This is a genomic window from Streptococcus mitis SK1080 (assembly GCF_000220085.1).
Classification (GTDB): Bacteria; Bacillota; Bacilli; order Lactobacillales; family Streptococcaceae; genus Streptococcus; species Streptococcus mitis_K.
Window position 1 is genome coordinate 167017 of the sequence record NZ_AFQV01000023.1, and the last position, 12720, is coordinate 179736.

Consider the following 12720-nt stretch of genomic DNA (forward strand, 5'->3'; position numbering starts at 1 on the left):
ATACTGATACTAGTAAGTGACAAAGGAGAGAAGCATGACCTACACAATCTTAATCGTAGAAGATGAATATCTGGTAAGACAAGGCTTGACCAAGTTGGTCAATGTAGCAGCCTACGATATGGAAATCATCGGTCAGGCTGAAAATGGAAGGCAGGCTTGGGAATTGATTCAAAAGCAGGTGCCAGATATCATTTTAACCGATATCAACATGCCTCAGCTAAATGGAATCCAGTTGGCCAGTCTGGTACGAGAAACCTATCCTCAGGTGCATCTAGTTTTTTTGACAGGCTACGATGATTTTGATTATGCCTTGTCTGCTGTCAAACTCGGTGTGGATGACTACCTGCTCAAACCCTTTTCCCGTCAGGACATTGAGGAGATGTTGGGGAAAATCAAGCAAAAACTAGACAAGGAAGAAAAGGAAGAGCAGTTACAAGATTTATTGACCGATAAGTTTGAGGGAAACCTGGCTCAGAAAATCCACTCCCATCTGGCTGATAGCCAATTTAGTTTAAAGTCTTTGGCCAGTGACTTGGGCTTTAGTCCAACTTATCTGAGCTCCTTGATTAAGAAAGAGTTGGGCTTGCCTTTTCAGGATTATCTGGTAAGAGAGCGTGTCAAACAAGCCAAGCTCTTGCTTTTAACTACAGATCTGAAGATTTATGAGATCGCAGAGAAGGTTGGCTTTGAAGATATGAACTATTTTACCCAACGTTTTAAACAGATTGCAGGTGTGACGCCTCGTCAGTTTAAGAAAGGGGGAGGTCGATGAAGCGTTCTTCTCTCCTAGTCAGAATGGTTATTTCCATCTTTCTGGTCTTTCTCATTCTCCTAGCTCTGGTTGGGACTTTTTACTATCAATCTAGTTCTTCAGCCATTGAGGCCACCATTGAGGGCAACAGCCAAACGACCATCAGCCAGACTAGCCACTTTATTCAGTCTTATATCAAAAAATTAGAAACCACCTCGACTAGTTTGACCCAGCAGACGGATGTTCTGGCCTATGCTGAGAATCCCAGTCAAGACAAGATCAAGGGAATTCGAGATCTGTTTTTGACCATCTTAAAGGCAGATCAGGACTTGAAAACTGTTGTGCTGGTGACCAAATCCGGTCAAATCATTTCTACAGATGATAGTGTGCAGATGAAAACTTCTTCTGATATGATGGCTGAGGATTGGTACCAAAAGGCTATTCATCAGGGGTCTAAGCCAGTTTTGACACCAGCTCGTAAATCAGATAGTCAGTGGGTCATTTCTGTCACTCAGGAACTTGTTGATGCAAAGGGAGCCAATCTGGGCGTGCTTCGTTTGGATATTTCCTACGAAACTCTGGAAGCCTATCTCAATCAACTCCAGTTGGGGCAGCAGGGCTTTGCCTTTATCATCAATGAAAACCATGAATTTGTTTACCATCCTCAACACACAGTTTATAGTTCGTCTAGCGAAATGGAGGCCATGAAACCCTACATCGAGACAGGGAAGGGTTATACTCCAGACCACAAATCCTATGTCAGCCAAGAAAAGATTGCTGGAACTGATTGGACGGTGCTTGGTGTGTCTTCGTTGGAGAAGTTAGACCAGGTTAGGAGTCAACTCATGTGGACCTTGCTTGGAGCCAGTTTCGCCTCTCTTCTTGCCTGTCTCTGCTTGGTGTGGCTTAGTCTTAAACGCTGGATTGCTCCTCTGAATGACTTGAGAGAAACCATGCTGGAGATTGCTTCTGGTAATCAGAATCTGCGTGCCAAGGAAACTGGTGCCCATGAACTGAGAGAAGTGACTCGCCAATTTAATACCATGTTGGATCAGATTGATCAGCTGATGGCAGATGTTCTCAGGCAGGAAGAAACGACCCGTCAGTACCAACTTCAAGCCCTATCAAGCCAGATTAATCCGCATTTCCTCTATAACACCTTGGACACCATCATCTGGATGGCTGAATTTCAAGATAGTCAGCGAGTGGTGCAGGTGACAAAGTCTTTGGCAACCTATTTCCGCTTAGCGCTCAATCAAGGAAAGGACTTGATTTGCCTGTCTGACGAAATCAATCATGTCCGCCAGTATCTCTTTATCCAGAAACAACGTTATGGGGATAAGCTGGAATATGAGATTGAGGAAAATCCTGCCTTTGATAATCTAGTCTTGCCCAAGTTGGTCTTACAACCCTTGGTAGAAAATGCTCTTTACCATGGCATTAAGGAAAAGGAAGGTAAGGGACATATTAGAGTTTCTGTTCAGAAACAGGATTCAGGAATGGTCATCCGTATTGAGGATGATGGAGTTGGTTTCCAAGATGCTAGCGATAGTAGTCAAAGTCAACTCAAACGTGGGGGAGTTGGTCTTCAAAATGTTGATCAACGGCTCAAACTTCATTTTGGAGAACACTACCAGATGAAGATCGATTCTGTCCCCTCAAAAGGGACGACGGTTGAAATATACATAAATGGAATAGAAATTAGCTAACTCCCAGTTCATTCTGGGAGTTTTATGCGTAATTGGGCAAGCTTTCTAGGTTGTCTATCTTGCTAAAACGTAGAAAAAACGATATGATAGATAATGACAAAAGAGGTATCAAGTATGAAGGAAAAAGACATTCAAAGAGAAACAAGCCAGATTGTAAAAGATGTATTAGAAAAGGCCAATTTGAAGCAAGGATCTATCTTTGTTTTGGGCCTTTCTTCTAGTGAGGTGATAGGTGGTCAGATTGGCAAGGAATCCAGCCAAGAAATTGGGGAAATCATTGTAAAGACCATCCTAGATATCTTAGAGAAAAAAGGAATTCATCTAGCTGTTCAAGGTTGTGAACATGTCAATCGGACCCTCGTCGTTGAACGTCAGGTGGCAGAGCAGTTTGGTTTGGAAATCGTCAGTGTCCTTCCTACTCTCCATGCAGGAGGTTCAGGTCAGTTGGCAGCCTTCAAGTTTATGCAGGATCCAGTCGAGGTTGAATTTATCAAGGCCCATGCTGGATTGGATATCGGAGACACTGCAATTGGCATGCATGTCAAGCATGTTCAGGTTCCGATTCGCCCTCTTTTGAGAGAAATTGGGCATGCCCATGTAACGGCTCTTGCTAGCCGTCCAAAATTAATCGGAGGTGCGCGTGCGCATTATCCACAAGATTCTATCAGAAAGTCGTAAAAATGAAAAAAACAAAACAACAACTAGAAAAAATCACAAAATATTCGATTCGTAAGCTAACTGTTGGGGTAGGTCCTGTAGCCATTGGGGCCTTCCTTTTTGGTGCCAGTACCCTTTTAGTAGATAAGGTTCAAGCCAATGAAGTCGGTGGTGCTCATAGCGTTCATTACCGTTATTTGGCGGAGCAGGAATTGACCGAGTCTGAAAAAGCTCTAATTCACCATGAAGTTCCTACAGAGTTTCAAGATGATGATATTCTCTATGTAGTTTATCGCAAGAAGGCAACTGACAGTCAACAACTTCCTTACACAGGAAGTAAAGAATTAACCTTGGCAGGCCTTGGCTTAGCAACGGCCTCGCTAGCAGTCTTTTTGGTGTCAAAAAAAGGTCGTAAAGAGGTTCTAGGTGTTCTCTTGATTGGTTCTTTAGGAGCCAGCACCTTTGTACCTTATGGGACATTTGCGTTTGAAAATAAAGAATTGCTTTCTTATAACCAAACTATTTCGACTACTACCCATGAAGGCTTGGCTGAAGGAATCATCCACATTGATGGCTATGAATATATTGGATACTTTAAGGAAGCAGAACTCCATCCCTCAAGACCAGCTTCAGCTGAGCAGCCTCAGTTGCCAGTAGAAAAGCAAAGTGCAAATGAAATCGAGAAAACAGAAGTAGTTCAAGAAAGACCTGCTGTTGCTCCAGAAACTATCGTTGAGAATCCTGTAGTAGAGACTCCAGTTGCTCCTGCGGTTGAAGTAAAACCAGTTTCTGAGAAGCCTCAGACAAGACAGGAAGAGAGCTTGGTGGAGATTTCTTTTGAAACGGTCACAAGACCAGATGCGAATCTAGCAGAAGGAGAGACTCGTATTGTCACAGCTGGAGTAAATGGTCAGCGTCGTCTTGTATCTAAAGTATCGATGGTCAATGGTCAAGAAGTTAGAGAAGTCATTGAAGACCAAGTGATTCAAAATCCTGTGTCGCAAGTCATTGCAGTCGGAACGAAGAAAGAGGTACAACCTGCCCCAACTCCAGTACCACAAACTGAGCAAACACATCAAGTAGCTAAAGGAACCCAAGAAGAAGGTAGAGCAGGCCAAGCCTTAACGCAACCTGAATTACCAGAGGCCTCAGTAGAAGAAAAAGGAACTCAAGAGGAGGGGAAAACAGGACAAGCTCTCACACAGCCAGAACTTCCTGAATATAAAAAACCAGTTTCAACAAAGGGAACTCAAGAACCTGGTCAAGAAGGTCAAGCACCAGTACAAGAAGTCAATCCAGAATATAAAGTAACAACAGGTACAGTTGAGAAGTCTACCGAAAGTGAATTGGATTTCACAACAGAAGTAGTTCCGGATGATACAAAATATGTGGGTGACGAAGTAGTTGAAAGCCCTGGTTCTAAAGGAGTTCAAGTTACGAAAACAACTTATGAAACAGTGGAAGGTGTAGAAACAGATAAGGTCGTTTCTACAACTACAGAAGTGAAAACTCCTGCTATTTCTAAAATTATTAAAAAAGGTACAAAACCGATTGAAGGAACAAAAGTTGAAACAAGAGAAGAAGTCATTCCTTTCGCTACAAAAACAGAAGATGATGACACTTTAAAACGTGGAACAACTAAAGTTACTCAAGAAGGTGTAAATGGTAAGAAACAAATTACTGAAACCTATAAAACGATTCGTGGAGAAAAAACAAATGACGCTCCAACAGTAGAAGAAAAAGTTCTTCAAGCACCTCAAGATAAAATTATTAAGAATGGTACAAAAGGGTTAGAAAAACCAACATTACAATGGGCTAATACTGAAAAAGATGTCTTGAAGAAGAGTGCGACAGCTAGTTATACATTGACTAAGCCAGCTGGAGTAGAAATTAAATCCATCAAATTAGCGCTAAAAGATAAAGATGGACAAGTTGTTAAAGAAGTAACAGTAGCTGAAAATAATTTAAACGCTACTTTAGATAAATTGAAATATTATCAAGGTTACACCCTATCTACTACAATGGTTTATGATCGTGGAGAAGGTGAAGAAACTGAGAAGTTAGAAGATAAACAAATTCAATTAGACCTTAAAAAAGTTGAAATCAAAAACATCAAAGAAACAAGCTTAATGAGTGTAGATGATGCAGGTAACGAAACAGATAAGAGCTTACTGACTGAAAAACCGACAGATATTTCTCCATTATATTTACGTGTGACAACTCATGACAACAAAGTGACAAGACTTGCAGTAAGTTCTGTTGAAGAAGTTGTTGTAGATGGGAAAACATTGTACAAAGTGGTAGCAAAAGCACCAGACTTAGTTCAACGTAGAGAAGATGATACACTAAGTGAAGAGTATGTTCATTACTTTGAAAAACAAAAATCAAAAGAAGGTAACGTTTACTACAACTTCAACGAGCTTGTAAAAGATATGCAAGCTAATCCAAGGGGTGAGTTCAAACTTGGTGCAGACTTGAATGCTGTGAATGTTCCGACTCCGAATAAACAATACGTGACGAACACCTTTAAAGGTAAGTTGTATAGTGAAGGTGATAAACGTTATACCATTCACAACCTAGCTCGTCCGTTGTTCAATCGTGTGGAAAACGCTCATATTCATGATATCAACTTTGGTAATGTGAATATCAATATGCCGTGGGCTGATAAAACAGCTCCACTTGGAGAACTATTTAAGAACTCAACGATTGAGAATATTAAAGTTACAGGTAATGTGGTTGGTAATAACGACGTTACAGGTATGGTCAACAAACTAGATGAATCCAATATGCGTAATGTAGCCTTTATTGGTAACATCACAAGCGTTGGTAATAAAGGTTGGTGGTCTGGTGGACTTGTCAGCGAAAGCTGGAGAAGTAACGTAGACAGTTCTTATGTTGACGCGAACATTAAAGCTAACAATGCTAAATTTGGTGGACTTGTTGCCAAAGTCAACCATGGTGGAAATCCAAATGATGTTAAACAAAAAGGTCGATTAACAAAATCTGTTGTCAAAGGTACCATGACGCTTCAAACGAACAATCAAAGTGGTGGTTTAATTCATGAAAACTATGACTGGGGTTGGGTTGAAAATAACGTAAGCATGATGAAAGTGACAAATGGTGAGATGATGTATGGTTCTGGATCAGTTGACTCAGGTGACCCATACTTCGGATTTGATTACTTCAAGAACAATGTGTATGTGAACGATGTTGCATCAGGTAACGTTTCTTATAACCGTTCGAAACAAATTAAGGGTGTCAATCAAGCAGAAGCGGATAAACGTATTGCTTCGTTCAATATCACAGCTGATAAATATGAAATCACACCATATTTGACTGATAAACTGAATCACGTAGCGTATAAAGAAGACACGTACAAAACTACTCAAGATTATAATGCAGAACGTGAACTTGCATACCGTAATATTGAAAAACTTCAACCGTTCTACAATAAAGAGTGGATTATCAATCAAGGGAATAAGATTCCAGAAGGATCTAAATTATTAACGACTGAAGTATTATCTGTAACTGGTATGAAAGATGGACAATTTGTAACAGACTTGTCAGATGTTGATAAGATTATGATTCATTATGCTGATGGTACGAAAGAAGAAAAAGCTGTTACGATCAAAGCCGATTCTAAAGTTCAGCAAGTGCGTGAATATAGCATTGATGGTTTGGGTGACGTAGTTTACACACCAAATATGATTGTGAAAAATCGTGATGCTTTGATTGCCGATGTGAAAGCGAAATTAGATACAATTACTCTTGAATCTCCTGAAGTTCGTACGATTTCAAATAATGTTCCTGCATTATACCTTGAAGAAAGTTTTGTAGATACAAAAGCAAATCTTGATAAGTTAGTAAAAGCTCTTGTTGAAAATGAAGATCATCAGTTAAATGGTGATGAGGCAGCCATGAAAGCACTTCTTAAGAAAGTGGAAGATAACAAAGCTAAAATTATGATGGCACTTACTTACCTCAATCGTTATTATGGAATTGAATATGGTGACTTGAACATTAAGAATATGATGATGTTTAAACCAGATTTCTATGGCAAGACACCAAGTGTTATTGACAGATTAATTCGAATTGGCTCACAAGAAAAGAACTTGAAGGGTGATAGAACTCAAGATGCGTACCGTGAAATGATTGCAGGAGATACTGGTAAAGGTGATTTACGTAGTTTCTTAGATTATAATATGCATCTCTTCACAAATGACACGGATCTTAATGATTGGTTTATTCACTCAGCGAAAAATGTTTATGTTGTAGAACCTGAAACAACAAATCCAGACTTCAAAAATAAACGTCATCGCGTCTTTGATGGTCTAAATAATAACATGCATGCTCGTATGATTCTACCATTGTTGAACTTGAAAAAATCACATATTATCTTGATTTCAACTTATAATACCATGGCATACAGCTCGTTTGAGAAATATGGTAAGAACACTGAAGCTGAACGTGAAGCCTATAAAGCACGTATTCAAGAAGTTGCAAAAGCTCAACAAACATACTTAGACTTCTGGTCACGTCTTGCACTTCCAAATGTTCGTGATCAACTACTTAAGAGCCAAAATATGGTCCCAACACCAGTATGGGATAACCAAGCTTATGCAGGTATTGGCGGAGCTAATCGTATGGGTTATGCTGACGGTGGAAAAGTCGCAACCCCTGTTCGTGAATTATTTGGTCCGACCGGTCGTTGGCATCAGACAGATTGGCGTATGGGTGCGACTGCTAGAATTTATGGTTCACCACAAAATGATGAACAAGTTTTCTTCATGATAACAAATATGTTTGAACCATTCGGTATTTCTGCCTTTACACATGAGACTACTCACGTCAATGACCGTATGGCCTATCTTGGTGGTCATGGACATCGTCAAGGTACAGATCTTGAAGCGTATGCGCAGGGTATGTTACAAACGCCTGATAGTTCTACTTCTAATGGTGAATATGGTGCTCTTGGTATTAATATGGCTTATCATCGTCAAAATGATGGAAATCAATGGTATAACCCAGATCCTGATAAGTTAAATTCACGTGAAGCGATTGATCATTATATGAAGAATTATAACGAAGCAATGATGATGTTAGACCATCTTGAGGCTGATGCTGTATTACCGCAGTTAAATGGAAATACGAGTCGCTGGTTCAAGAAAATGGATCGACAATACCGTAGTGGAAATTCAGGTCATCAGTTCGATAAAATTCGTGAGTTGACAGAGGATGAGAAAAAAGTAGTCATCAATACAATTGATGATTTGGTAGATAACAACTTGATTACTAAACATGGTGCTCCTGGAGATGGTACTTATAATCCATCAGACTTTGGGTCAGCTTATGTTAATATGAATATGATGACCGGTATCTATGGCGGTAATACGAGTCAAGGTGCACCTGGTGCTGCATCCTTCAAACACAATACATTCCGTATGTGGGGTTACTTCGGATATGAGAATGGATTTGTTGGATATGCATCTAGCAAATATCAAGGTGCTGCAAACAGTGAAAATAAAGGTTTACTCGGCGACGACTTTATTATCAAGAAAGTTTCTAATGGAAGATTCACTAACCTTGAAGACTGGAAGAAAGAATGGTTCAGGGAAGTCAAAGCAAAAGCTGACAAAGGATTTACTGCCATTGAGATTGATGGTAAACAAATTACAAATTATGCTGAACTAAAAGTCTTATTTGATAAAGCGGTTGAGGCTGATCTAGCAGGTAGAGGAACAGCTAAAACGGTGGAACTTAAATCAAAAGTCTTCAAAGCACTTCTTAAAAATACAGACGGATTCTCAGGAAATCTTTTTAAAGCATAGATTGTATTAAATAGATGAGTAAAAAGGTAGATTAAGTTTTTCTTGATCTGCCTTTTTATGCTATACTTGAAATATGCATAGAAAAACAGTGATTGATTTTAGGACTTTGGGGGAGAGATACATCTTTACCCAGCCGATTAAAGAGTTAAAAACGAGAAATGTAACAGAAGTGGCAGATTTGCTGGCACAAGTGGAAAGCTACCAAGAGCAAGGCTATTATGTGGTTGGTTATGTTAGCTATGAGGCGGCACCGGCTTTTGAGGAGAAATTAGCTGTTCACCCTGCACCCTTGTTGGGAGAGTATCTGCTCTACTTTACGGTTCATGATAGTGTAGAGAAATCTAGTATTCCGTTAACTTATGACGAAGTTGATATGCCGTCAAATTGGCAGGAAGTAACGTCTGCAGCAGACTATGAAAAGGCTATTGCACAGATACATCATCATTTGCGGCAGGGAGATACCTATCAGGTCAACTACACCGTCCAACTCAAGCAGGAGTTGTCTGCCAATCCTTTTGCCATCTACAATCGTATGGTGGTAGAGCAGGAGGCGGGCTACAATGCCTATGTTGAACATGACGAGATGGCAGTGATTTCCATGAGTCCAGAGCTCTTTTTTGAGCAAAATGGCCGAGAATTAACGACTCGTCCAATGAAGGGAACGACTCAGCGTGGGGTAACTGACCAAGAAGATCTTGAACAGGCTGGCTGGTTGGAGCAGGATCCTAAAAATCGGTCTGAAAATATGATGATCGTAGACCTCTTGCGCAATGATATGAACCGTATTTCTGAAGTGGGGAGCGAGCACGTGGAGCATCTTTGCCAAGTAGAACAGTATTCAACGGTTTGGCAGATGACTTCGACCATCAAGAGTCAGTTGCGAGAGGATGTGAACCTTGTTGAAATCTTCCGCTCACTCTTTCCTTGTGGTTCCATAACGGGCGCACCGAAAATTGCGACAATGGAGATTATCAAGGACTTAGAGCCACAACCGCGTGGAGTCTACTGTGGAACCATTGGTCTCTTGCTTCCAAATGGACGACGGATTTTTAATGTGGCCATTCGGACTATTCAACTCTACAAGGGGAAAGCCATCTATGGAGTTGGAGGAGGCATTACATGGGATAGCACTTGGGAATCTGAATACCGTGAGGTTCATCAAAAGGCAGCTGTTCTCTATCGTAAACAAGCTCGTTTCCAATTAATTTCAACTGGAAAAATCAGCCAAAAACAACTTCTGTTTGAAGAACAGCATCTGGAAAGACTGAGAAAAGCAAGTCGATATTTTGCCTTTCCTTATGATGCAGAAGAACTGAGACAAAAGATAGAGGCAGAGTGCCAAGCTTGTGATGTTGATCAAGACTACCGTTTGCGAATTAGTCTCAGTAAGTCTGGAAAGATAGAACTTAGTCGACAAATCTTAACACCTCTTAGTCCACATTTCTGTCAGGCCAAACTCTGCCTTCAGGAAGCCAATTTGCAACAAGCTTTTATCTACTTCAAAACGACTCACCGACCTCATTTAAACCTAGGGGAGCAAGAGAAGATTTACTGCAATAAGTCAGGAGAACTGCTTGAAACCTCTATCGGAAATTTGGTTTTGAAAATTGCTGGGAAACTCTACACACCGCCTATCAGACTCGGTATCTTGCCAGGAATTTATCGTCAGCACTTGCTGGAAACAGGACAGGTAGAAGAGACAGTCTTGACCTTGGCAGATTTAGCCCAAGCAGAAGATATTTACGCCTGTAATGCAGTGAGAGGTTTGTATGAATTAAGCCTAGAGGAGAACTAGATGAAACTGGTATTTTTACACGGTTTAGGGCAGTCAGCAGAGAGTTGGAAAGAAGTTCGGAATCTACTAACAGATTATCCCTCTGAAGCTTTAGACTTATTTCCTTCTGGAGTTAGTAGCTATCAAAAAGCTAAGGAGCGAGTTTATCAGCATCTATCTCAAGAGACAGAACCTTTTGTTTTGGTTGGATTGTCCTTAGGTGCTGCCCTGGCACTAGAACTTTCCAGTTATGATTTACCAAATCTCCGAGCTTTGGTTCTGTCAGGATGTCCGCTAAAGTTAGCAGGGAATATCCTATTTTATCTTCAGTTGCTGTTATTTAAATTACTTCCCAAAAGAGTATTTGAAAAACAGGGAGCAGACAAAGCTCTTATGGTCGGAGTTTCTGAGGAATTGAAGACACTTGATTTAACGGATATAGCAGGGATTTGCCCCTATCCAACCTTACTAATTTGTGGCAGCAAAGATAAACCGAATCTTAGTTCTATGAGAAGTCTTCATAAACTAATATCAGAATCCCAATTTCAGATTATCCCAGACGGCCCTCATGTCTTGAATAAGGAAAAACCAAAGGAGTTTGTAGAAAAGACCAGAAGTTTCCTTGAATTGCTGACATAAGTTTGATAAAATAATATTGAAATAGATAACATTCCTATAGGAGAAAGTAATGAACAAACGTCTATTTTTTAAAATGAGTTTGGCGACGTTGTCAGTTTTAGCCTTGTTTTCACAATCTGTTTTAGCAGAAGAAAACATCCATTTTTCTAGCTGTAAGGAAGCTTGGGCTAATGGCTATTCAGATTTTCATAAGGGGGATCCTGGTTATTCTGCCAAGTTAGATCGCGACCATGATGGTGTGGCTTGTGAATTGAAAAATGCCCCTAAGGGTGCTTTTAAAGCAAAACAAGAGACTACAACTCAAACTGATACAAGTTCATCAACAACAAGTGGTTGGGTTAAGCAGGATGGCGCTTGGTACTACTTTGATGGAAATGGAAATCCAGTGAAAAATGCTTGGAAGGGAAGCTATTACCTGAAAGCAGACGGGAAAATGGCCCAGAGCGAATGGATTTATGATTCATCCTATCAAGCTTGGTATTACTTGAAATCAGATGGTTCGTATGCTTATAGTACATGGCAAGGAAATTACTATTTGAAATCAGATGGTAAAATGGCTAAAGGTGAATGGGTTTATGACTCTTCTTACCAAGCTTGGTATTACTTGACATCAGATGGATCTTACGCTTACAGCACGTGGCAAGGGAATTACTATTTGAAATCAGATGGTAAAATGGCTGTCAATGAATGGGTTGATGGTGGACGTTATTATGTAGATACCACTGGTTTGTGGAAAGCTAATTCAAAAGTAAGCAATAAAGGGTCCTATTATAGCCTTCAAGGGAAGTATGATGAAATTGTGGTTGCTAATAAACACTATCCTATGTCTAAAGATTACTATCCAGGTGAAAATGCTACTGCAAAAGCAGCCTTTTTAAAACTGATTGAACAGATGAAGGAAGAAGGCTACGCTATTAGCGATAATTATAGTGGATTTAGAAGTTATGCAACTCAAGCACAATTGTATCAAAGTTATGTGAACCAAGAGGGACAGGCTGCTGCGGATCGTTATTCCGCCCGTCCTGGATATAGTGAACATCAGACAGGACTTGCTTTTGATGTGATTGGCACAGATGGTCAATTAGTTGAAGATGCTGGTGCGGCTCAATGGTTATTGGATCATGCACCAGACTATGGCTTTGTTGTTCGATATCCTCGTGGTAAGGAAAGTATAACTGGTTATATGCATGAGGAGTGGCATTTGCGCTATATTGGGAAAGAAGCTAAAGACATTGCTGCAAGTGGTTTGACACTAGAGGAATATTATGGATTTGATGGTGGAGACTATCTGGATTAAAAATTCATATTAGTTGAATGCAAACCTTTGCATAAATGAGTGAATTTTGTTATACTAGTAGTGTA

The 12720-nt window shown here is 40.2% G+C and carries 7 protein-coding genes; all 7 read left to right on the forward strand.

The annotated features are described in order from the left end of the window. The first annotated feature begins 34 nt into the window (after positions 1-34). A complete protein-coding gene (locus HMPREF9957_RS10090; RefSeq protein WP_000222624.1) occupies positions 35-772 on the forward strand; it encodes a response regulator transcription factor in 738 nt (245 codons plus the stop codon). Further along, positions 769-2460 (forward strand): cache domain-containing sensor histidine kinase, encoded by a 1692-nt coding sequence (locus tag HMPREF9957_RS10095; RefSeq protein ID WP_000831090.1) that lies wholly within the window; start codon positions 769-771, stop codon positions 2458-2460. Before HMPREF9957_RS10090 ends, HMPREF9957_RS10095 begins: the two co-directional genes overlap by 4 nt. A gap of 114 nt (positions 2461-2574) precedes the next feature. Then, positions 2575-3138, forward strand: coding sequence for a TIGR01440 family protein (locus tag HMPREF9957_RS10100; protein WP_000659521.1), 564 nt, complete (start codon positions 2575-2577; stop codon positions 3136-3138). A gap of 2 nt (positions 3139-3140) precedes the next feature. After that, the gene (locus tag HMPREF9957_RS10105; RefSeq protein WP_000751574.1) at positions 3141-8945 is read left to right on the forward strand and encodes a ZmpA/ZmpB/ZmpC family metallo-endopeptidase; all 5805 of its coding nucleotides are present in this window, start codon (positions 3141-3143) and stop codon (positions 8943-8945) included. A gap of 73 nt (positions 8946-9018) precedes the next feature. Beyond that, a complete protein-coding gene (pabB, locus tag HMPREF9957_RS10110) occupies positions 9019-10740 on the forward strand; it encodes an aminodeoxychorismate synthase component I (RefSeq protein WP_000554846.1) in 1722 nt (573 codons plus the stop codon). Then, the gene (locus tag HMPREF9957_RS10115) at positions 10741-11358 is read left to right on the forward strand and encodes an alpha/beta fold hydrolase (protein WP_000779716.1); all 618 of its coding nucleotides are present in this window, start codon (positions 10741-10743) and stop codon (positions 11356-11358) included. 49 nt (positions 11359-11407) lie between these two features. Then, positions 11408-12655, forward strand: coding sequence for an LD-carboxypeptidase LdcB/DacB (gene ldcB, locus HMPREF9957_RS13815; protein ID WP_001042487.1), 1248 nt, complete (start codon positions 11408-11410; stop codon positions 12653-12655). Positions 12656-12720: the final 65 nt, after the last annotated feature.